The sequence below is a fragment of the Streptomyces sp. ISL-43 genome, assembly GCF_018614195.1.
GTDB lineage: Bacteria > Actinomycetota > Actinomycetes > Streptomycetales > Streptomycetaceae > Streptomyces.
Genome location: NZ_JAGGOT010000013.1, coordinates 284,519 through 306,689 on the forward strand (window position 1 = coordinate 284,519; position 22,171 = coordinate 306,689).

A 22,171-nucleotide genomic window follows, 5' to 3' on the forward strand; every position below is an offset into this window, starting at 1 on the left:
TGCCCCCATCGCTGTGCGTCGTACTCGTGTGCGGGCTGCCCGCGAGGACGCCCGCCGCGGGCGGTGTATCCGCTCTACCCGTCGTTCTACCCGCTCCACCGCGCAGATGAGCTTATCGGCGGATTGCTCCCCATGGTCATGGGACAGCCAAATGCCGCCCACCTCAAGCGGGTTGGGTGGGCGGCAGAAGTGGCGTTATGTCAATTGGCTTCCCTTCTCTGCCTGTTCGCGTAGCTTGTCCGCGAGCTGTGGTGGCATCGGCTCGTGGCGCGCGTACGCCCGGCTGAACAGGCCCGTGCCGTGCGACACCGAGCGCAGCTCGACGGCGTACCGGCCGATCTCGATCTCGGGGATCTCGGCGAGGACGCGGGTGCGGCCGGGACCGGCCTGGTCGGTGCCGATGACGCGGCCGCGGCGGCCCGCGAGATCGCTCATGACGGGGCCGACGTACTCGTCGGGGACGAGGACGGCGAGCTCGGCGACCGGTTCGAGGAGGTGGATGGAGGCCTCGGAGGCGGCTTCGCGCAGGGCGAGGGCGCCGGCGGTCTGGAAGGCGGCGTCGGAGGAGTCCACCGAGTGGGCCTTGCCGTCGAGCAGGGTGATGCGTACGTCGACCAGCGGATATCCGGCCGCTATCCCACGGGCGGCCTGTGCGCGGACGCCCTTCTCGACGGAGGGGATGAACTGGCGGGGGACCGCTCCGCCGACGACCCGGTCGACGAACTCGACACCGCTGCCGGGCGCCAGCGGCTCGACCTCGATCTCGCAGATGGCGAACTGGCCGTGGCCGCCGGACTGTTTGACGTGGCGGCCGCGGCCGGCGGCCTTGGCGCCGAAGGTCTCGCGCAGGCTGACCTTGTGGGGGACGGGGTCGACCTGGACTCCGTAGCGGGTGCGCAGCCGTTCGAGGGCGAGGTCCTGATGGGCTTCGCCGAGGCACCACAGGACGAGCTGGCGGGTGTGCGGGTTCTGTTCGAGCCGCATGGTGGGGTCTTCGGCGACGAGCCGGGCCAGGCCCTGCGAGAGCTTGTCCTCGTCGGCCTTGCTGTGGGCCTCGATGGCGAGGGGGAGCAGCGGGTCGGGCATGGACCAGGCCTCCATCAGGAGGGGCCGGTCCTTGCCGGAGAGGGTGTCGCCGGTCTCGGCGCGGGTGAGTTTGGCCACGCAGGCCAGATCGCCGGCGATGCAGTGGGCGAGGGTGCGCTGCTGTTTGCCGAAGGGGGAGGTCAGGGCGCCGACGCGCTCGTCCACATCGTGGTCCTCGTGTCCGCGGTCGGCGAGCCCGTGGCCGCTGACGTGGACGGTCTCGTCGGGGCGCAGGGTGCCGGAGAAGACACGGACGAGGGAGACGCGGCCGACGTAGGGGTCGGAGGAGGTTTTGACGACTTCGGCCACGAGTGGCCCGTCCGGGTCGCAGGTGACCGCGGGGCGGGCGGCGCCGTCCGGGGCGGTGACGGCGACGGGGGCGCGCTCCAGCGGGGTGGGGAAGCCGCCGGTGACCAGTTCGAGGAGTTCCACGGTGCCGAGCCCCTTGCGGGCGCCCTCGGCGGCGGGGGCGGCCATCAGGACGGGGTGGAAGGTGCCGCGGGCCACGGCCCGCTCCAGGTCGTCGACGAGGGTCTTGAGGTCGATGTCCTCGCCGCCGAGGTAGCGGTCCATGAGGGTCTCGTCCTCGCTCTCGGCGATGATCCCCTCGATCAGGCGGGCGCGGGCGTCGGTGATGAGGTCGAGCTCGGCGGGGTCCGGATCCCGTTCGACGCGGTCGCCGGAGGTGTAGTCGTAGACGCGCTGGGAGAGCAGGCCGAGCAGGCCGGCGACCGGGGCGTGGCCGTCGGGTCCGGTGGGGCCGTGGAGGGGGAGGTAGAGCGGGCGGACGGCGTCGGGGTCGTCGGCGCCGAAGGCGTCGCCGCAGACGGCGGTCATCTGGTCGTAGTCGGCGCGGGCGGCTTCCAGATGGGTGACGACGATGGCGCGCGGCATGCCGACGGCGGCGCATTCGTCCCAGACCATGCGGGTCGCGCCGGACAGCCCGTCGCCGTCCTCGGCGGCCGAGACGACGAAGAGGGCGGCGTCGGCGGCGCGCAGCCCGGCCCGGAGCTCTCCGACGAAGTCGGCGTATCCGGGGGTGTCCAAGATGTTGATCTTGATTCCCGCCCACTCGACGGGGACCAGGGAGAGCTGGATCGAGCGCTGGCGCCGGTGCTCGATCTCGTCGTAGTCGGAGACCGTGGCGCCGTCCTCGACGCGGCCGGCCCGGTTGACGGCGCCGGCGGTCAGGGCCAGGGCCTCGACCAGGGTGGTCTTGCCGGATCCGCTGTGGCCGACCAGCACGACGTTCCGTACGGAACTGGGGCGGTCGGCCGTCAGTGCCCTGCCGGCGGCCCCGGCTTGGTGTGATGTGGCTCCCATGGTGCTCGTGCCTCCCGGTTGGAGGGGAAATGGGGCTCTTCGAGCTTTGCACTGCCGTCACACCGCGTCCATACGTCGTACGGGAGCCGGTCTCCGGCGGGCGCCGATGGCCGAAGAACGGCTCCCGTGGTGCGAACCGGTGGGTGCGCGGCGCTGAGGGGGCGAGGTGCTGGCTACGATGGGCCAGCCGGTGGCCGCAGTGGCCACGGGCCCAGCGACCCTCCGGGAAGGCCATGCTGAACAAGTACGCGCGTGCATTCTTCACGCGTGTTCTCACGCCATTCGCCGCTCTTCTGCTCCGGCTGGGAGTGAGTCCCGACGCGGTCACCCTCATCGGCACGGCCGGGGTGGTGGCGGGAGCGCTGGTCTTCTTCCCCATGGGCGAGTTCTTCTGGGGCACGATCACCATCACGCTCTTCGTCTTCTCCGACCTGGTGGACGGGAACATGGCCCGCCAGGCCGGCGTCTCCAGCAGGTGGGGCGCGTTCCTCGACTCCACGCTCGACCGGGTCGCGGACGCGGCGATCTTCGGCGGGCTCGCGCTCTGGTACGCGGGCTCCGGGAACGACAACGCCCTGTGCGCGGTCGCGATCTTCTGCCTGGCCAGCGGGCAGGTGGTCTCGTACACCAAGGCCCGCGGCGAGTCGATCGGGCTGCCCGTGGCCGTGAACGGGCTCATCGAGCGCGCCGAACGCCTGGTGATCACGCTCGTCGCGGCCGGCCTGTCCGGGCTGGAGACCTTCGGGGTGCCCTCGTGGATCGGGCTGCTGCTGCCGATCGCGCTGTGGGTCGTCGCGGCGGGCTCGCTCGTGACGCTGATCCAGCGCGTGGTGACCGTACGGCGCGAGTCGGCGGAGGCCGACGCGGCAGCCGCGGCCGACGCCCCTTCCGAAAGCGGCACGGCCTGATGGGCAAGGCGCAGGACAAGGTGGTCGACGGGCTGTACGGGCTCGGCTGGGCCGGGGTCAAGAAGCTGCCCGAGCCGGCGGCCGCGGCCCTCGGCCGGCGGATCGCGGACTTCGCCTGGAAGCGGCGCGGCAAGAGCGTGCTGCGCCTGGAGTCCAATCTGGCCCGCGTGGTGCCGGACGCCGGCCCGGAGCGGCTGCGCGAGCTGTCGCACGCGGGCATGCGCTCGTACATGCGGTACTGGATGGAGTCCTTCCGGCTGCCGACGATGGCCAAGGAGCGGTTCAGCGCCGACGTGGACATGAAGGACGACCACATCCTGCGCGAGGCACTGGCCTCCGGACGCGGAGTGATCGTCGCCCTGCCGCACCTGGCCAACTGGGACCTCGCGGGCGCCTGGGCAGTCACCCACATCGGCGTCCCGTTCACCACCGTCGCCGAGCGGCTGAAGCCCGAGACCCTCTACGACCGCTTCGTCGCCTACCGCGAGAGCCTGGGCATGGAGGTGCTCCCGCACAACGGCGGCGCCGCCTTCGGCACGCTCGCGCGCCGGCTGCGCTCGGGCGGCCTGGTCTGCCTGGTCGCCGACCGCGACCTGTCGGCGTCCGGCGTGGAAGTGGACTTCTTCGGCTCGGTGGCGCGCATGCCGGCCGGCCCGGCGCTGCTGGCGCAGCAGACGGGCGCGGTGCTGCTGCCGGCCACGCTGTACTACGGGGACGCGCCGAAGATGTACGGCCGGATCCACTCCCCGGTGGAGGTGCCCGAGAGCGGTACCCGGCAGGAGAAGACCTCCGCCATGACGCAGGCGGTCGCCGACGCCTTCGCGCAGGGGATCGCCGAACACCCGGAGGACTGGCACATGCTCCAGCGGCTGTGGCTCGACGACCTGGAGGAGCGCTCCGCGTGAAGATCGGCATCGTGTGCCCCTACTCGTGGGACGTACCGGGCGGCGTCCAGTTCCACATCCGGGACCTGGCGGAACACCTGATCCGCCTCGGCCACCAGGTGTCGGTGCTGGCCCCGGCGGACGACGAGACCCCGCTGCCCCCGTACGTGGTCTCGGCGGGGCGGGCGGTGCCGGTGCCGTACAACGGGTCGGTCGCCCGGCTGAACTTCGGCTTCCTCTCGGCGGCCCGGGTACGGCGCTGGCTCCACGACGGGGTCTTCGACGTGGTCCACATCCACGAGCCGACCTCGCCGTCGCTGGGCCTGCTGACCTGCTGGGCGGCCCAGGGGCCGATCGTGGCCACCTTCCACACCTCCAACCCGCGCTCCCGGGCGATGCTGGCGGCGTACCCGATCCTCCAGCCGGCGCTGGAGAAGATCAGCGCGCGGATCGCCGTGAGCGAGTACGCGCGGCGCACGCTCGTGGAGCACCTCGGCGGGGACGCGGTGGTCATCCCGAACGGCGTGGACGTCGACTTCTTCGCCAAGGCCGACCCGAACCCGTCCTGGTCCGGCCAGACCCTCGGCTTCATCGGCCGCATCGACGAACCGCGCAAGGGCCTGCCCGTCCTCATGGCGGCCTTCCCCCGCATCGTGGAGGAGTGCCCGGACGTACGCCTCCTCGTGGCGGGCCGGGGCGACGAGGAGGGGGCGGTCGCCTCCCTGCCGCCCGAGCTCCGCTCCCGCGTCGAGTTCCTCGGCATGGTCTCGGACGAGGACAAGGCGCGGCTGCTGCGCAGCGTCGACGTGTACGTGGCCCCGAACACGGGCGGCGAGAGCTTCGGCATCATCCTGGTCGAGGCCCTGTCGGCCGGAGCCGCCGTCCTCGCCGCCGACCTCGACGCCTTCGCCCAGGTCCTGGACCAGGGCGGCGCGGGGGAGCTGTTCTCGAACGAGGACCCCGCGTCCCTGGCGCGCTCCGCGATCGCCCTCCTGCGCGACCCGGCACGGCGCGCGGAGCTGAGCGCGCGCGGCTCGGCACACGTACGGCGCTTCGACTGGTCGACGGTCGGCGCGGACATCCTGGCCGTCTACGAAACGGTGACGGACGGCGCGGCCGCGGTCGCCGAGGACGAGCGCATCCCGCTCCGCACCCGCCTGGGCCTGAACCGCGACGCGTAGGCCCTGCCCGGGCCCGGTGGGGCCGCGACGGGGAGGGGCCGCGGTGGAAAGGTAGAGTCGCCGCCCGTGATCGAAACCCTTGTCTGGATTGCCCTCGCGCTCGGCCTCGTCGGGGTCTACCTCAGCTGGACCGCCGGCCGCCTCGACCGGCTGCACTCGCGGATGGACGCCGCCCGCGCGGCGCTCGACGCGCAGCTCGTGCGCCGTGCCTCCGTGGTGATCGAGGTCGCGGCCTCCGGGGTGCTCGACCCCGCCTCCGCCATCGTCCTCTACGAGGCCGCGCACGCCGCCCGCCAGGCCGAGGAGGACCACCGCGAGGTCGCCGAGAGCGAGCTCAGCCAGGCGCTGCGCGCGGTGTTCGCCGACGCCGGACAGGTCGAGGCGCTGAAGGCCGCCCCCGGCGGGGTGGAGGCCACCGAGGAGCTCGCGGCGGCGGTGAGGCGGGTGCCCATGGCCCGGCGGTTCCACAACGACGCCGTACGGGCGGCCCGCGCCCTGCGCAGGCACCGCAAGGTCCGCTGGTTCCGGCTGGCGGGCCACGCGCCCTTCCCGCTGGCCTTCGAGATGGACGACGAGCCTCCGGTGGATCTGGCGGAACGTCCGTAACTTGTACCCAATGGCCAAATCGCGAGGAGCCACCGGCTGCACATTGGCCCTTGCAGTGGACTGGTCGAGCGGGTTTCCTCGGTCGAGTACCACCAGGCCGCCAGTAGCGCTGAATCTTCCTTTCGAGTGAGGTCAATCCGTGAGCACGCTTCCCACCACCCCGCAGTCCGCCGAGTCGGCGATCGGCACCTCCCGCGTCAAGCGCGGCATGGCCGAGCAGCTCAAGGGCGGCGTGATCATGGATGTGGTCAACGCCGAGCAGGCGAAGATCGCCGAGGACGCCGGCGCCGTGGCCGTCATGGCCCTGGAGCGGGTTCCCGCCGACATCCGCAAGGATGGCGGCGTCGCCCGGATGTCCGACCCGAACATGATCGAAGAGATCATCGAGGCCGTCTCGATCCCGGTCATGGCGAAGTCGCGCATCGGCCACTTCGTCGAGGCCCAGGTGCTCCAGTCCCTCGGCGTCGACTACATCGACGAGTCCGAGGTCCTGACCCCGGCCGACGAGGTCAACCACTCCGACAAGTGGGCGTTCACCACCCCCTTCGTCTGTGGCGCCACCAACCTGGGCGAGGCCCTGCGCCGCATCGCCGAGGGCGCGGCCATGATCCGCTCGAAGGGCGAGGCCGGCACCGGCAACGTGGTCGAGGCCGTCCGCCACCTGCGCCAGATCAAGAACGAGATCGCCCGCCTGCGCGGCTACGACAACAACGAGCTGTTCGCCGCCGCCAAGGAGCTGCGCGCGCCGTACGAGCTGGTCAAGGAAGTCGCCGAGCTCGGCAAGCTCCCGGTCGTGCTCTTCTCCGCCGGTGGCGTCGCCACCCCGGCCGACGCCGCTCTGATGCGCCAGCTCGGCGCCGAGGGCGTCTTCGTCGGCTCCGGCATCTTCAAGTCGGGCGACCCGGCCAAGCGCGCCGCCGCCATCGTGAAGGCCACCACCTTCTACGACGACCCGAAGATCATCGCGGACGCCTCCCGCAACCTGGGCGAGGCCATGGTCGGCATCAACTGCGACACCCTGCCCGAGTCCGAGCGCTACGCCAACCGCGGCTGGTAGTCACCTCATGTCAGCAGGTACGAACACCCCCGTGATCGGCGTCCTGGCCCTCCAGGGCGATGTACGGGAGCACCTGATCGCCCTGGCCTCGGCTGACGCCGTGGCCAGGCCGGTCCGGCGTCCCGAGGAGCTCGCCGAGATCGACGCCCTGGTGATCCCCGGCGGCGAGTCCACGACCATGTCGAAGCTCGCCGTGCTGTTCGGCATGCTGGAGCCGCTGCGCGAGCGCGTGCGGGCCGGGATGCCGGTCTACGGCACCTGCGCCGGCATGATCATGCTCGCGGACAAGCTCCTGGACGGCCGTGAGGACCAGGAGACCCTGGGCGGCATCGACATGATCGTGCGCCGCAACGCCTTCGGGCGTCAGAACGAGTCCTTCGAGGCGCAGGTCGACTTCGCCGGCATAGAGGGCGGCCCCGTCGAGGGCGTCTTCATCCGCGCGCCCTGGGTCGAGTCCGTCGGCGGCGCCGCCGAAGTGCTCGCCACGTACGACGGACACACCGTCGCCGTACGCCAGGGCAACGTCCTCGCCACCTCGTTCCACCCCGAGCTGACCGGAGACGACCGGGTCCACGCGTACTTCGTCGACATGGTGCGCGCGGGGCTGTAATCAGGTCCCGGTAGGATCTGAGCCGAACACTGTTGGTGACGCGAAGGAGACAGGCAGATGTCCGGCCACTCTAAATGGGCTACGACGAAGCACAAGAAGGCCGTGGTTGACGCCAAGCGCGGCAAGCTCTTCGCGAAGCTGATCAAGAACATCGAGGTCGCGGCCCGTATGGGCGGCGCCGACATCGATGGCAACCCGACCCTCTTCGACGCCATCCAGAAGGCCAAGAAGAGCTCGGTCCCGAACAAGAACATCGACTCCGCGGTCAAGCGCGGCGGCGGCCTCGAGGCCGGCGGTGCCGACTACGAGACGATCATGTACGAAGGCTACGGCCCGAACGGTGTCGCGGTGCTCATCGAGTGCCTCACCGACAACCGCAACCGTGCCGCGTCCGACGTGCGGGTCGCCATGACCCGCAACGGCGGTTCGATGGCCGACCCGGGCTCGGTCTCGTACCTGTTCAACCGCAAGGGTGTCGTTCTCCTGCCCAAGGGCGAGCTCTCCGAGGACGACGTCCTGGAGACGGTGCTCGAGGCGGGTGCCGAAGAGGTCAACGACCTCGGGGACAGCTTCGAGATCGTCAGCGAGGCCACCGACATGGTCGCGGTCCGTACCGCGCTCCAGGAGGCGGGCATCGACTACGACTCGGCCGACTCCAACTTCCTGCCGACCATGCAGGTCGAGCTGGACGAAGAGGGCGCGCGCAAGATCTTCAAGCTGATCGACGCGCTCGAGGACAGCGACGACGTGCAGAACGTCTTCGCCAACTTCGACGTCTCGGACGAGGTCATGGAGAAGGTCGAGGCCTGAGCGGAGTCCAGGCTCACAGCGTCGGGCAGCGGGCCGACGGGGACACACCCCGTCGGCCCGCTGCTTTGTCAGTGGCACCCGATAGCCTGCGTAGCCGTACGTACAGGAGATCGAAGGAGGGGGCTGGGTGCGCGTACTCGGCGTTGACCCGGGGCTGACCCGATGCGGTGTCGGCGTGGTCGAGGGGGTGGCCGGCGGCCCCCTGACGATGCTCGGCGTCGGCGTCGTGCGGACGCCCGCGGACGCGGAACTGGGCCACCGGCTCGTCGCGATCGAGCAGGGCATCGAGGAGTGGCTCGATACGCACCGGCCCGAAGTCGTCGCCGTGGAGCGGGTGTTCAGCCAGCACAACGTCAGCACGGTGATGGGTACCGCCCAGGCCAGCGCCGTCGCCATGCTGTGCGCCGCCCGGCGCGGGCTGCCGGTCGCCCTGCACACCCCGAGCGAGGTCAAGGCCGCCGTCACCGGCAGCGGCCGCGCCGACAAGGCGCAGGTCGGCGCGATGGTGACCAGGCTGCTGCGGCTGTCCGCCCCGCCCAAGCCCGCGGACGCCGCGGACGCCCTGGCCCTCGCCATCTGCCACATCTGGCGCGCCCCCGCGCAGAACCGCCTCCAGCAGGCGGTCGCCCAGCATGCCACCGCCCTGAAAGGCCGCACTTCATGATCGCCTTCGTCAGCGGCCCCGTCGCCGCGCTCGCCCCCACCCTGGCCGTGATCGAGGTCGGGGGAGTGGGCATGGCCGTGCACTGCACGCCCGGCACCATCGCCGGCCTGCGCATGGGCGAGACGGCCCGGCTGGCGACGTCCCTGGTCGTGCGCGAGGACTCGCTCACGCTGTACGGCTTCGCCGACGACGACGAGCGCCAGGTCTTCGAACTGCTCCAGACCGCGAGCGGGGTCGGGCCGAAGCTCGCGCAGGCGATGCTGGGGGTGCACAGCCCGGACGCGCTGCGCGTCGCCGTCTCCGTGGGGGACGAGAAGGCGCTGATGGCCGTCTCCGGCATCGGGAAGAAGGGCGCGCAGAAGCTGCTGCTGGATCTGAAGGACAAGCTGGGCGCGCCGCTGGGTTCGAGCGGGATGGTCGGAGCGCAGCGCGCCGCGGCCTCCGGCCCGGCGCCCTGGAGCGAGCAGCTGTCCGCCGCGCTGATCGGGCTCGGGTACGCCTCCCGCGATGCGGAGGAGGCGGTGTCGGCGGTGACGCCGCAGGCGGAGGCCGCCATCGCCGCCGGCGGCTCCGCCCCGGTGCCGCAGCTCCTGCGCGCCGCACTCCAGTCCCTGAACCGGGCCCGCTGACCGTTGCCGCTGCGCGGGGTCCGGGGCGGAGCCCCGGCAGGGCGGCCCGCACGCACACCACCGCACCACCGAGAAGGCAGACTGACACCGTGAACTGGGATGACGAGAGCGACGACCGGATCGTCGCGGCGGCGGCGGACGGCGAGGACACCGCCGTGGAGGCGGCCCTGCGACCCAAGGACCTCGGTGAGTTCGTCGGCCAGGAGAAGGTCCGCCAGCAGCTGGACCTGGTCCTCAAGGCGGCCCGCCAGCGCGGCGCCACCGCCGATCACGTGTTGCTGTCGGGCGGCCCGGGGCTGGGGAAGACCACCCTGTCCATGATCATCGCCGCCGAGATGGGTGCGCCCATCCGGATCACCTCCGGCCCCGCCATCCAGCACGCCGGAGACCTGGCCGCGATCCTGTCCTCCCTCCAGGAGGGCGAGGTCCTCTTCCTCGACGAGATCCACCGCATGTCCCGGCCGGCCGAGGAGATGCTGTACATGGCCATGGAGGACTTCCGCGTCGACGTGATCGTGGGCAAGGGGCCCGGCGCGACCGCCATTCCGCTGGAGCTGCCCCCCTTCACCCTCGTCGGCGCCACCACCCGGGCCGGCCTGCTCCCCCCGCCGCTGCGCGACCGCTTCGGCTTCACCGGGCACATGGAGTTCTACGCCCCCGAGGAGCTGGAGCGCGTCATCCACCGCTCCGCGCGCCTGCTCGACGTGGAGATCGACACCGCCGGGGCCGCCGAAATCGCCGGACGCTCCCGCGGCACCCCGCGCATCGCCAACCGGCTGCTGCGCCGCGTGCGCGACTACGCCCAGGTCAGGGCCGACGGCGTGATCAACCGGGAGGTCGCCGGCACCGCCCTGCAGGTGTACGAGGTCGACGGGCGCGGGCTCGACCGCCTCGACCGGGCCGTCCTGGAGGCGCTCCTCAAGCTCTTCGGCGGCGGCCCCGTGGGCCTCTCGACGCTGGCCGTGGCCGTCGGAGAGGAGCGGGAGACCGTCGAAGAGGTGGCCGAGCCGTTCCTCGTAAGGGAAGGACTTCTGGCCAGGACCCCTCGGGGGCGGGTCGCGACCCCGGCCGCATGGGCTCACCTGGGACTTGTCCCACCGCAGCAGAGCGGGAGCGGATCAAGCGGACAACAGGGCTTGTTCAGGGCCTGACGGCGAGGAGGGTGGCCTCGCCAGGAACTGCGATGACATGCTGGGCGTTGTTCCATCGGTGCGGACTCGCCTAGACTCCGCCGATGCCGACCCTTACGGTCGGCGTACCCACCCCCCGTAGAAAAGGCCGCCCACTCGTGCGGTCGATGCGAAGGACCTGCGTCCCGTGAATATCCTCTCCCTCCTCCCGTTCTTGCTGATCATCGGGGCGATGTTCCTGCTGACCCGCAGCCAGAAGAAGAAGCAGCAGCAGGCCGTGCAGATGCGCGACCAGCTGGCGCCCGGCACCGGTGTCCGCACCATCGGCGGCATGTACGCCACGGTGAAGGAGATCGGTGACGACACCGTCACGCTCGAGGTGGCTCCCGGCGTCCACGCGATCTACGCGAAGAACGCCATCGGCGCCGTCCTCGAGGACGAGGAGTACAACCGCATCGTCCACGGCATCACCGATGATCTGACGATCGACACGCCGGTCGTCCCGGACGACGCGTCCTCCCTCACCGAGGACGAGGCTCCCAAGCTCGACCTGGGCAAGAAGGACGAGCCCAAGGCGGACGAGCCCCAGGCGCAGGCGCCCGAGGGCGACGAGCCGAAGGACGGCAAGGCCGACGGCGAGGCCGGCGCGAAGTAGCGCCCGGCCGGGGGCCGCACAGGACGCCTGACCGGCGCCCGCGCGGTCCCCGCCTTGACACTTCTGCGGGGGGCAGGGGTCCCCACACACATTTCGTGGCCGTCCGCGCGCTGACCCGGCGCGGGACGGTTGGACAGGGAGATACGACAAGGTGGCAGCACCGAAGAAGGGCCGGCGGCCCACGGGGGCTCAGGGGAGGCCGGGGCGTTCCCTGGCCATCATCCTGATCGCGATGGTGGCGCTCACCGCGGGGATGTTCCTCACGAAGCAGACGACTCCGCGACTCGGTATCGACCTCGCCGGCGGTACGAGCATCACGCTCAAGGCCAAGAGCGAGCCCGGCAAGCCGGACGCGATCAACAAGACCAACATGGACACGGCGGTCGGCATCATCGAGCGCCGTGTCAACGGTCTCGGCGTGTCGGAGGCCGAGGTCCAGACGCAGGGCCGCGACCACATCATCGTGAACATCCCCAAGGGGACGAACGAGCAGCAGGCGCGCGAGCAGGTCGGCACCACCGCCCAGCTCTACTTCCGCCCCGTGCTCGCGGTGGCGGACGGCGCCCCGGTCACCCCCGAGGCCAACGCGAGCGGTTCCCCGAGCCCCTCCGCCAGCGGCTCCGGTTCTCCGTCGGCCAGTGCGCCCACCCCGTCGTCCAGCGCCACTTCCCAGGGCCGTGCGCTCAGTGAGGCCCTCAAGGCCCCGAACGCCCCCTCTCCCTCGCCCTCGGCGAGCGAGTCGAAGAAGGCAGACGACAAGGCCGCCCCGTCGCCGTCCGCGCCGAACGCCGACGAGGCCGCCGCCGCGGACCTGCAGGCGAAGTTCGCCGCGCTGGACTGCAGCAACGAGGAGCAGCGCGCCGCCGTCAGCAAGAACGTCAAGCCCGAGGACCCGACGCTCGCCTGTGGCAAGCGCGGCGAGGCCTGGGGCAAGTGGGTGCTCGGCCCGGCCCAGGTCAACGGCCAGGACGTGAAGGACGCCAAGGGCGTCATCGACCCGCAGCGCGGCATGTGGATCGTCACGATGCAGTTCACCGACAAGGGCGCCGACAAGTTCGCCAAGATCACCGGTGAGCTCGCTGCCAAGCAGGCCCCGCAGAACCAGTTCGCGATCGTGCTCGACGGCGAGGTCATCTCCGACCCGTCCGTCAGCCAGGCGCTGACCGGCGGCAACGCCGAGATCTCCGGCGGCTTCACCCAGCAGTCCGCGATGGACCTGGGCAACATGCTCTCGTACGGCGCCCTGCCGCTGTCCTTCCAGGAGGACAGCGTCACCACCGTCACCGCCGCGCTCGGCGGCGAGCAGCTGAAGGCCGGCCTCATCGCCGGCGCCATCGGCCTCGCGCTCGTCGTGATCTACCTGCTGGCGTACTACCGGGGCCTGGCGTTCGTCGCCATCATCAGCCTCATCGTCTCCGGCATCCTCACCTACACGATCATGGCGCTGCTCGGAAAGGGCATCGGCTTCGCGCTGAACCTGCCCGCCGTCTGCGGTGCGATCGTCGCGATCGGCATCACCGCCGACTCGTTCATCGTGTACTTCGAACGCATCCGGGACGAGATCCGCGAGGGCCGCACCCTGCGTCCGGCCGTCGAGCGTGCCTGGCCGCGTGCCCGGCGCACCATCCTGGTCTCCGACTTCGTGTCGTTCCTGGCTGCCGCCGTGCTGTTCATCGTCACCGTCGGAAAGGTGCAGGGCTTCGCCTTCACCCTGGGTCTGACGACCCTGCTCGACGTGGTCGTGGTGTTCCTCTTCACCAAGCCCGTCATGACGCTGCTGGCCCGTACGAACTTCTTCGCCAGCGGTCACCCGTGGTCCGGGCTGGACCCGAAGCGACTGGGCGCGAAGCCGCCGCTGCGACGCTCGCGTCGCACCGGCTCCGGCGCGGCCGCCGCGACCGTCTCCGTTCCCGTCGACGCAAAGGAGGCGTGAGAGATGTCGAAGCTCGGAGATCTCGGCGCCAAGCTGTACCGAGGTGAGGTCGGCTACGACTTCGTCGGCAAGCGCTTCGTCTGGTACGGCGTTTCCATCCTGATCACCATCACGGCGATCGTGGCCCTGGCCGTTCAGGGCCTCAACATGGGCATCGAGTTCAAGGGCGGTGCCGTCTTCACCACCCCGAAGACGTCCGTCTCGGAGACCCAGGCCCGCGAGGACGCGGAGAAGGCCTCCGGCCACGACGCGATCGTCCAGGAGCTCGGCACCGGCGGCCTGCGCATCCAGATCTCGGGTCTGGACACGGACTCCGCCGCCGAGGTGAAGACCAAGCTCGCCGCCGACCTCAAGGTCGAAGCGGGTCAGATCAACGCGGACCTGGTCGGCCCCAGCTGGGGCGAGCAGATCGCCAACAAGGCCTGGACCGGCCTCGGCGTCTTCATGGTCCTCGTGGTGATCTACCTCGCCATCGCCTTCGAGTGGCGGATGGCGATCGCGGCGCTCATCGCGCTGATCCACGACCTCACCATCACGGTCGGCGTCTACGCGCTCGTCGGCTTCGAGGTCACCCCGGGTACGGTCATCGGTCTGCTGACCATCCTCGGTTACTCCCTCTACGACACCGTCGTCGTCTTCGACGGTCTCAAGGAGGGCGCGAAGGACATCACCAAGCAGACCCGCTGGACGTTCAGCGAGATCGCCAACCGCAGCATCAACGGCACGCTGGTCCGCTCGATCAACACCACCGTCGTCGCGCTGCTCCCGGTCGGGGCGCTGCTCTTCATCGGCGGCGGCTTCCTGGGCGCCGGCATGCTGAACGACATCTCGCTGTCGCTGTTCGTCGGCCTCGCGGCCGGCGCCTACTCGTCGATCTTCATCGCGACCCCGCTGGTCGTGGACCTGAAGGAGCGCGAGCCGGCGATGAAGGCGCTGAAGAAGCGGGTGCTCGCGAAGCGGGCGGCCGGCGATGTCAAGGGCGGGACGCCCGAGGACGGAGTCGAGTCCGAGGACGGTCCGCAGGTGGTGGCCCAGGGCCGCTCGGGACGGCGCCGGTGACCGTGGAGCTCTCCCCGGACGTACGGGACCTGCTGCTCGGCCGGATCACGGACGTGGCGGACTACCCGAAGCCGGGCGTGATGTTCAAGGACATCACCCCGCTGCTGGCCGACCCGAAGGCGTTCGGCGCCCTGACGGACGCGCTGGTGGAGCTGGCCCGGACGTACGGGGCAACGAAGATCGTCGGACTGGAGGCGCGGGGGTTCATCCTGGCGGCTCCGGTGGCCGTGCAGGCGGGCATCGGCTTCGTGCCGGTACGCAAGGCCGGAAAGCTGCCGGGGGCGACGCTCCTGCAGTCCTACGACCTGGAGTACGGCTCGGCGGAGATCGAGATCCACGCGGAGGCGCTGGCCGCCGGGGACCGGGTCATGGTCATCGACGACGTGCTGGCCACCGGTGGTACCGCGGCAGCCTCGCTGGAGCTGATCCGGCGGGCCGGTGCGGAGGTCGCGGGTGTGGCGGTCCTGATGGAACTGTCGTTCCTTCCCGGCCGCGCGCGGCTGGCGCGGACGCTGGGCGATGCCCCGCTCGACGCGCTGATCGTGGTCTGACCCTGTCCGCGTGAAGCGGGCGTGCACCGGGACATCCCGGAGCACGCCCGCTTCGGCGTGTGCGGGGCGAACCGCTGCGCGGATGTCGGCGGGGCCGAAGGCGGTCGGGGCGCGGGCTCGGGGAACGGGGTGGGGGAACCATCGCTACCATGGGTTATCCGGACCTGACCGGGGACCCGGATCCGCTTGAGGAGCGCTCTTGCCAGACGAGGTCCAGCCAATCTCCGCCGCGCAGCCCGACCCGCAGGCCGAGCCGGCCGCGGCGCCCGCCGCCACGCCCCCGCCGGCCCCGCCGGTCAAGCCCGTGCCCGCGAAGTCGGCCGGGTCCTCCAACCGGGTGCGCGCGCGGCTGGCCCGCCTCGGCGTCCAGCGTTCCAACCCGTACAACCCGGTCCTGGAACCGCTGCTCCGCATAGTCCGCAGCAACGACCCGAAGATCGAGACGTCGACGCTGCGCCAGCTCGAGCAGGCCTACCAGGTCGCCGAGCGCTGGCACCGCGGCCAGAAGCGCAAGAGCGGCGACCCGTACATCACCCACCCCCTCGCGGTGACGACGATCCTCGCCGAGCTGGGCATGGACCCGGCCACGCTGATGGCGGGCCTGCTGCACGACACCGTCGAGGACACCGAGTACGGGCTGGAGGACCTGCGGCGCGACTTCGGCGACGCGGTCGCCCTGCTCGTCGACGGCGTCACCAAGCTCGACCGGGTCAAGTTCGGCGAGGCGGCCCAGGCCGAGACCGTCCGCAAGATGGTCGTGGCCATGGCCAAGGACCCCCGGGTCCTGGTCATCAAGCTGGCCGACCGCCTGCACAACATGCGCACCATGCGCTACCTCAAGCGGGAGAAGCAGGAGAAGAAGGCCCGCGAGACGCTCGAGATCTACGCCCCGCTGGCGCACCGGCTGGGCATGAACACCATCAAGTGGGAGTTGGAGGACCTCGCCTTCGCGATCCTCTACCCCAAGATGTACGACGAGATCGTCCGGCTGGTGGCCGAGCGGGCACCGAAGCGGGACGAGTACCTCACCGTCGTCACCGACGAGGTGCAGGCCGACCTGCGGGCCGCCCGCATCAAGGCCACCGTCACCGGGCGGCCCAAGCACTACTACAGCGTCTACCAGAAGATGATCGTGCGGGGCCGCGACTTCGCCGAGATCTACGACCTGGTCGGCATCCGCGTCCTGGTGGACACGGTGCGGGACTGCTACGCCGCCCTCGGCACGGTGCACGCGCGATGGAATCCGGTCCCCGGCCGGTTCAAGGACTACATCGCGATGCCCAAGTTCAACATGTACCAGTCGCTCCACACGACGGTCATCGGGCCCAGCGGCAAGCCGGTCGAGCTCCAGATCCGCACCTTCGACATGCACCGCCGCGCCGAGTACGGCATCGCCGCGCACTGGAAGTACAAGCAGCAGACCGTCGCCGGCACCTCCAAGGTCCGCACCGACGTCCCGCAGGCCGCCAAGGGCAGCGCGGGCCACGACACGGTCAACGACATGGCCTGGCTGCGCCAGCTGCTGGACTGGCAGAAGGAGACCGAGGACCCGAGCGAGTTCCTCGACTCGCTGCGCTTCGACCTCTCGCGCAACGAGGTCTTCGTCTTCACGCCCAAGGGCGACGTCATAGCGCTGCCGGCCGGAGCCACTCCCGTGGACTTCGCGTACGCCGTCCACACCGAGGTCGGCCACCGGACCATAGGGGCCAGGGTCAACGGCCGCCTCGTCCCCTTGGAGTCCACGCTCGACAACGGCGACCTGGTCGAGGTCTTCACCTCCAAAGCCGAAGGCGCCGGCCCGTCCCGCGACTGGCTGGGCTTCGTCAAGTCCCCGCGGGCCCGGAACAAGATCCGTGCCTGGTTCTCCAAGGAGCGCCGCGACGAGGCCATCGAGCACGGCAAGGACGCCATCGCGCGGGCCATGCGCAAGCAGAACCTGCCGATCCAGCGCATCCTGACCGGCGACTCGCTCGTCACGCTCGCGCACGAGATGCGCTACCCGGACATCTCCTCGCTCTACGCGGCGATCGGCGAGGGCCACGTCACCGCCCAGAACGTCGTGCAGAAGCTGGTGCAGGCCCTCGGCGGCGAGGACGCGGCCAACGAGGACATCGAGGACAGCATTCCGCCGGCCCGCGGCCGGAGCTCGCGACGCGGCAACGCCGACCCCGGTGTCGTCGTCAAGGGCGTCGACGACGTGTGGGTCAAGCTGGCCCGCTGCTGCACGCCGGTGCCGGGCGACCCGATCATCGGGTTCGTCACGCGGGGCAGCGGCGTATCGGTTCACCGCGCGGACTGCGTCAACGTCGACTCGCTCTCCCAGCAGCCCGAGCGGATGCTCGAGGTCGAGTGGGCGCCCACCCAGTCCTCCGTCTTCCTGGTCGCCATCCAGGTCGAGGCACTGGACCGGTCCCGGCTGCTGTCGGACGTCACGCGCGTCCTGTCCGACCAGCACGTGAACATCCTGTCGGCGGCCGTGCAGACCTCCCGCGACCGGGTGGCCACCTCCCGGTTCACCTTCGAGATGGGCGACCCGAAGCACCTGGGGCACGTCCTGAAGGCCGTACGGGGCGTCGAGGGCGTCTACGACGTCTACCGCGTGACCTCGGCCCGCAGGCCGTAGCCGACGCGCACGAGGGCCCGTACACGGGCCACGCACGAGGGCCCCGGTACGGAAATCTCCGTACCGGGGCCCTCATGCGTGCGGGGCGGCCGGAATCAGCCGCCGAACTCCTCGAGGCCCTTCAACGCCTGGTCCAGCAGGGCCTGACGGCCCTCCAGCTCCCGGGACAGCTTGTCGGCCTTCGCGTTGTTGCCCGTCGCGCGCGCGGCGTCGATCTGACCGCGCAGCTTGTCGACCGCGGCCTGCAGCTGCCCCGTCAGACCGGCGGCGCGGGCTCGCGCCTCCGGGTTCGTACGGCGCCACTCGCCTTCCTCGGCCTCCTGGATGGCCCGCTCGACGGAGTGCATCCGGCCCTCGACCTTGGGACGCGCGTCCCGCGGTACGTGGCCGATGGCCTCCCAGCGCTCGTTCAGGGAGCGGAAGGCGGCACGGGCGGCCTTCAGGTCCGTGATCGGGACGAGCTTCTCGGCCTCGTCGGCCAGCTCCTCCTTCAGCTTCAGGTTCTCCACCTGCTCGGCGTCGCGCTCGGCGAACACCTCGCTGCGCGCCGCGAAGAAGACGTCCTGCGCGCCGCGGAAACGGTTCCACAGGTCGTCCTCGGACTCGCGCTGAGCGCGGCCCGCGGCCTTCCAGCTCTCCATCAGCTCGCGGTAGCGGGCGGCCGTCGGACCCCAGTCGGTCGACTTCGACAGCGACTCGGCCTCCGCGACCAGCTTCTCCTTGACCTTGCGGGCGTCCTCGCGCTGCGCGTCGAGCGAGGCGAAGTGCGCCTTGCGGCGCTTGGAGAAGGCGGAGCGGGCGTGCGAGAAGCGGTGCCACAGCTCGTCGTCCGACTTGCGGTCGAGGCGGGGGAGACCCTTCCAGATGTCCACCAGCGCCCGCAGCCGCTCACCGGCGCTGCGCCACTGGTCGCTCTGCGCCAGCTGCTCGGCCTCGACGACCAGCGCGTCCTTGGCCGTACGGGCCTCGTCCGTCTGCTTGGCCTTCTGGACCTTGCGCTCCTCGCGCCGCGAGTCCACCGTCGTCACGAGCTTGTCCAGCCGGACGCGCAGCGCCTCGAGGTCGCCCACGGCGTGGTGCTCGTCCACCTGCGTGCGCAGGTGCTCGATGGCCGTCTGGGCGTCCTTGGCGGGCAGATCGGTGGTCCGCACCCGTCGTTCGAGGAGGCCGATCTCGACCACCAGGCCCTCGTACTTGCGCTCGAAGTAGGCCAGGGCCTCCTCCGGGGTGCCGGCCTGCCACGAGCCGACGACCTTCTCGCCATCGGCAGTACGCACGTACACGGTGCCGGTCTCGTCGACTCGGCCCCACGGGTCGCTGCTCACAGCGCCTCCTCCACCTGATGCCTTGCGAGGGGTTCGCCCCCTGGGCATCGTCCACAGTTTCCTGGGGCGGGCCGCGCCCGCCCTGCACAACGCCAACATAGGCGACCGCCGGGCCGGCTGTCCGCATCCAGCACGACGGAATATCGACGTACGGGCGGGACGCCGGCCGGGCACGGGGCGCCTGGTCCTGGTCAGTTCTGGGTGACGGTGCCCTTCTCGATGGTCACGGGGGTCTTGGGGGCCCCGTCCTGGCCGCCGTCGGCCGTACCGGCCTTGGCCACCTCTTCGAGGACCTTCAGTCCGGCCGCGTCGATCTTGCCGAAGGGGGTGTACGACGGGGCCAGCGGGCTGTCCTTGTAGACCAGGAAGAACTGGCTGCCGCCCGAGCCGGGCTGGCCGGTGTTCGCCATCGCCACCGTGCCCGCCGGGTAGACGACCTGGCCCTGCTCGTTGGCCTTGCCGAGCGAGTCGAGGTTCTCGTCGGCGATGGTGTAGCCGGGGCCGCCCATGCCGGTGCCCTGCGGGTCACCGCACTGCAGGACGAAGATCCCGTTCGTCGTCAGGCGGTGGCACTTGGTCTTGTCGAAGAAGTTCTTGTCGGCGAGCGACTTGAACGAGTTGACCGTCTGCGGGGTCTTCGCCGCGTCCATCTCGAACGTGACGTCGCCCGCGCTGGTCTTCAGGGCGAAGGTGTACTTCGCCTTGGCGTCGATCGCCATCGCCGGCGAGGGGGACTGCTGCGGGGTCGGCGAGGCCGACGGGTTCGCGGCCGGGTCGGCCGCCTCGTCCTTCTTGTCCTTGTCGAAGACGCCGCCGACCACCAGGCCGACCAGCGTCGCGACCACCACGGCCACCGCCGCACCGATCACGGCCGCGCGCCTGCGCGACTTCTGCCGTGCCTCGACACGCCGCTTCTGCTGGCGTTCGTACTTCTCCCTGGCGAGCTGGCGCCGCCGCTGATCGTTCGTGACCACCGGGTCGTCTCCTTGTGCGTATCTGATACCACTGTCCGGGCTGGGATAGGCCGTACCGTATATGGGTTCGCTGTGTAATGAGCGGCGCCGGTAGGCTCTGAGCAGCAGCATTCCGATCTGCAGCCTCCCGCCGGACGACGATTGAGGACGAACGTGCTGATTGCCGGATTCCCTGCCGGGGCCTGGGGGACCAACTGCTACGTGGTCGCCCCCGCCGCCGGTGAGGAGTGCGTCATCATCGACCCGGGCCACCAGGCCACCCAGGGTGTCGAGGAGACGCTGAGGAAGCACCGGCTCAAGCCCGTCGCGGTCGTCCTGACCCACGGCCACATCGATCATGTGGCCTCGGTGGTCCCGGTGTGCGGAGCACACGACGTGCCGGCCTGGATCCACCCCGAGGACCGCTACATGATGAGCGACCCGGAGAAGGCCCTCGGCCGCTCCATCGGGATGCCGCTCATGGGCGAGCTGACCGTGGGGGAGCCGGACGACGTCCGCGAGCTCACCGACGGCGCGGGTCTGAAGCTGGCGGGCATGGACTTCTCGGTGGCGCACGCGCCCGGCCATACCAGGGGGTCGGTGACCTTCCGGATGCCCGAGCTGGCCGACATCCCCTCGGTCTTCTTCTCGGGCGACCTGCTCTTCGCCGGCTCCATCGGACGCACCGACCTGCCCGGCGGCTCCCACGCCGAGATCCTCGAATCGCTGGGCCGCGTGTGCCTGCCGCTCGACGACTCGACCGTGGTCCTGTCCGGCCACGGTCCCCAGACCACCATCGGCCGAGAGCGCGCGACCAACCCGTACCTGCGGGAGGTCGCGGCCGGCCTGGCAGCGGACCCGACAGCCGCTCCACGACGAGGAATGTGACGAGAGTTTCGTGAGTACTTTTCAGGCCCCCAAGGGCACGTACGACCTGCTGCCGCCCCGCTCCGCCACCTTCCTGGCGGTGCGCGAGGCGATCTCGGCGCCCCTGAAGAACTCCGGCTACGGGTACATCGAGACCCCCGGCTTCGAGAACGTCGAGCTGTTCTCGCGCGGTGTCGGCGAGTCCACCGACATCGTCAGCAAGGAGATGTACACCCTCACGACCAAGGGCGGCGACGAGCTCGCCCTGCGCCCCGAGGGCACCGCGTCCGTGCTGCGCGCGGCGCTCCAGGGCAACCTGCACAAGCTCGGCGGCCTGCCCGTCAAGCTCTGGTACTCCGGCTCCTACTACCGCTACGAGCGGGCGCAGAAGGGCCGCTACCGCCACTTCTCGCAGGTCGGCGCCGAGGCGATCGGCGCCGAGGACCCGGCGCTGGACGCCGAGCTGATCATCCTGGCCGACCAGGCGTACCGCTCGCTGGGCCTGCGCAACTTCCGGATCCTGCTGAACTCGCTGGGCGACAAGGAGTGCCGCCCGGTGTACCGGGAGGCACTCCAGGCGTTCCTCGGCGGGATGGACCTCGACGAGGACACCGTCCGCCGTGCCGAGATCAACCCGCTGCGCGTCCTCGACGACAAGCGGGACGAGGTACAGAAGCAGCTGGTCGGCGCGCCGATGCTGCGGGACTACCTGTGCGACGCGTGCAAGGCGTACCACGAGGAGGTGCGGGCGCTGGTGACGGCGGCCGGGGTCGTCTTCGAGGACGACGAGAAGCTGGTGCGCGGCCTGGACTACTACACGCGGACCACCTTCGAGTTCGTGCACGACGGTCTGGGCTCGCAGTCGGCGGTCGGCGGCGGCGGCCGCTACGACGGCCTCTCCGAGATGATCGGCGGGCCGGCGCTGCCTTCGGTCGGCTGGGCGCTCGGAGTGGACCGTACGGTGCTGGCGCTCGAAGCCGAGGGCATCGAGCTGGACATCCCGTCGGCGACCTCCGTCTTCGCGGTGGCGCTGGGCGGGGCGAAGCCGGTGCTGTTCGGTCTGGTGACCGAGCTGCGGCGGGCCGGTGTCGCGGCGGACATCTCGTACGGGGGCAAGGGCCTCAAGGGTGCGATGAAGGACGCGAACCGCAGCGGGGCGCGCTTCGCGCTGGTCGCGGGCGACCGCGACCTCGAAGAGGGCGTGGTCCAGCTGAAGGACATGGAGTCCGGGGAGCAGACCCCGGTGGCCCTGGCCGATCTGGTGGACACGGTCCGCGCGAAGCTGGCCTGACGGTCGTTCCGGCGAGGCTGGATTCG

The 22,171-nt window shown here is 70.8% G+C and carries 20 protein-coding genes; 17 read left to right on the top strand and 3 right to left on the bottom strand.

Annotation, left to right across the window (positions count from 1 at the left end; genetic code table 11):
• Window positions 1-195: 195 nt before the first annotated feature.
• Entirely contained in the window at window positions 196-2,409 is a 2,214-nt protein-coding gene (locus J7F03_RS09335; RefSeq protein ID WP_214948176.1) for an elongation factor G-like protein EF-G2, read from the bottom strand.
• 233 nt (window positions 2,410-2,642) lie between these two features.
• Here J7F03_RS09335 and pgsA point away from each other — a divergent pair, with 233 nt between their 5' ends.
• From pgsA to J7F03_RS09410, 15 genes are all read left to right on the top strand, one after another.
• Window positions 2,643-3,317, top strand: coding sequence for a phosphatidylinositol phosphate synthase (pgsA, locus tag J7F03_RS09340; protein ID WP_214948177.1), 675 nt, complete (start codon window positions 2,643-2,645; stop codon window positions 3,315-3,317).
• A complete protein-coding gene (locus J7F03_RS09345) occupies window positions 3,317-4,222 on the top strand; it encodes a phosphatidylinositol mannoside acyltransferase (protein WP_214948178.1) in 906 nt (301 codons plus the stop codon). Before pgsA ends, J7F03_RS09345 begins: the two co-directional genes overlap by 1 nt.
• Complete coding sequence (locus J7F03_RS09350; protein WP_214948179.1) at window positions 4,219-5,382, top strand: glycosyltransferase family 4 protein; 1,164 nt, start codon at window positions 4,219-4,221, stop codon at window positions 5,380-5,382. Before J7F03_RS09345 ends, J7F03_RS09350 begins: the two co-directional genes overlap by 4 nt.
• 66 nt (window positions 5,383-5,448) lie before the next feature.
• On the top strand, window positions 5,449-5,988 hold the full coding sequence (locus tag J7F03_RS09355) for a hypothetical protein (RefSeq protein ID WP_214948180.1): 540 nt from the start codon (window positions 5,449-5,451) through the stop codon (window positions 5,986-5,988).
• A 139-nt stretch (window positions 5,989-6,127) separates the two neighbouring features.
• The gene (pdxS, locus tag J7F03_RS09360) at window positions 6,128-7,045 is read left to right on the top strand and encodes a pyridoxal 5'-phosphate synthase lyase subunit PdxS (protein WP_214948181.1); all 918 of its coding nucleotides are present in this window, start codon (window positions 6,128-6,130) and stop codon (window positions 7,043-7,045) included.
• Window positions 7,046-7,052: 7 nt separating this feature from the next.
• Window positions 7,053-7,655 carry a pyridoxal 5'-phosphate synthase glutaminase subunit PdxT gene (pdxT, locus tag J7F03_RS09365; RefSeq protein WP_214948182.1) on the top strand — a complete coding sequence of 201 codons (603 nt, stop codon included), beginning with the start codon at window positions 7,053-7,055 and terminating at the stop codon, window positions 7,653-7,655.
• A gap of 57 nt (window positions 7,656-7,712) precedes the next feature.
• Window positions 7,713-8,465 (top strand): YebC/PmpR family DNA-binding transcriptional regulator, encoded by a 753-nt coding sequence (locus J7F03_RS09370; protein WP_214948183.1) that lies wholly within the window; start codon window positions 7,713-7,715, stop codon window positions 8,463-8,465.
• A gap of 127 nt (window positions 8,466-8,592) precedes the next feature.
• The gene (gene ruvC / locus J7F03_RS09375; protein ID WP_214948184.1) at window positions 8,593-9,129 is read left to right on the top strand and encodes a crossover junction endodeoxyribonuclease RuvC; all 537 of its coding nucleotides are present in this window, start codon (window positions 8,593-8,595) and stop codon (window positions 9,127-9,129) included.
• Window positions 9,126-9,758 carry a Holliday junction branch migration protein RuvA gene (ruvA, locus tag J7F03_RS09380; RefSeq protein ID WP_214948185.1) on the top strand — a complete coding sequence of 211 codons (633 nt, stop codon included), beginning with the start codon at window positions 9,126-9,128 and terminating at the stop codon, window positions 9,756-9,758. The genes ruvC and ruvA overlap by 4 nt, the downstream gene beginning before the upstream one ends.
• An 89-nt stretch (window positions 9,759-9,847) precedes the next feature.
• Entirely contained in the window at window positions 9,848-10,909 is a 1,062-nt protein-coding gene (gene ruvB, locus J7F03_RS09385; protein ID WP_214948186.1) for a Holliday junction branch migration DNA helicase RuvB, read from the top strand.
• 166 nt (window positions 10,910-11,075) lie between these two features.
• Window positions 11,076-11,543 carry a preprotein translocase subunit YajC gene (yajC, locus tag J7F03_RS09390; RefSeq protein WP_214948187.1) on the top strand — a complete coding sequence of 156 codons (468 nt, stop codon included), beginning with the start codon at window positions 11,076-11,078 and terminating at the stop codon, window positions 11,541-11,543.
• Window positions 11,544-11,694: 151 nt separating this feature from the next.
• Window positions 11,695-13,476, top strand: a complete 1,782-nt coding sequence (gene secD / locus J7F03_RS09395; protein ID WP_214948188.1) for a protein translocase subunit SecD — start codon at window positions 11,695-11,697, stop codon at window positions 13,474-13,476.
• A 3-nt stretch (window positions 13,477-13,479) separates the two neighbouring features.
• Complete coding sequence (gene secF / locus J7F03_RS09400) at window positions 13,480-14,535, top strand: protein translocase subunit SecF (protein ID WP_214948189.1); 1,056 nt, start codon at window positions 13,480-13,482, stop codon at window positions 14,533-14,535.
• Between the two features lie 2 nt (window positions 14,536-14,537).
• Window positions 14,538-15,086, top strand: coding sequence for an adenine phosphoribosyltransferase (locus tag J7F03_RS09405; RefSeq protein WP_214948339.1), 549 nt, complete (start codon window positions 14,538-14,540; stop codon window positions 15,084-15,086).
• A gap of 199 nt (window positions 15,087-15,285) precedes the next feature.
• Complete coding sequence (locus J7F03_RS09410; protein WP_214948190.1) at window positions 15,286-17,709, top strand: bifunctional (p)ppGpp synthetase/guanosine-3',5'-bis(diphosphate) 3'-pyrophosphohydrolase; 2,424 nt, start codon at window positions 15,286-15,288, stop codon at window positions 17,707-17,709.
• Window positions 17,710-17,804: 95 nt separating this feature from the next.
• On the opposite strand, the gene J7F03_RS09415 is transcribed toward J7F03_RS09410, so the two are convergent.
• The gene (locus tag J7F03_RS09415; protein WP_214948191.1) at window positions 17,805-19,034 is read right to left on the bottom strand and encodes a DUF349 domain-containing protein; all 1,230 of its coding nucleotides are present in this window, start codon (window positions 19,032-19,034) and stop codon (window positions 17,805-17,807) included.
• Window positions 19,035-19,225: 191 nt separating this feature from the next.
• Window positions 19,226-20,008, bottom strand: coding sequence for a peptidylprolyl isomerase (locus J7F03_RS09420; RefSeq protein WP_214948192.1), 783 nt, complete (start codon window positions 20,006-20,008; stop codon window positions 19,226-19,228).
• A gap of 153 nt (window positions 20,009-20,161) precedes the next feature.
• Between J7F03_RS09420 and J7F03_RS09425 the strand changes: the two genes are divergently transcribed.
• Both J7F03_RS09425 and hisS read left to right on the top strand, forming a co-directional pair.
• Complete coding sequence (locus J7F03_RS09425; RefSeq protein WP_214948193.1) at window positions 20,162-20,875, top strand: MBL fold metallo-hydrolase; 714 nt, start codon at window positions 20,162-20,164, stop codon at window positions 20,873-20,875.
• A gap of 10 nt (window positions 20,876-20,885) precedes the next feature.
• Window positions 20,886-22,145: a histidine--tRNA ligase gene (gene hisS, locus J7F03_RS09430; RefSeq protein WP_214948194.1), complete on the top strand. Its 1,260-nt coding sequence runs from the start codon at window positions 20,886-20,888 to the stop codon at window positions 22,143-22,145.
• Window positions 22,146-22,171 lie beyond the last annotated feature (26 nt).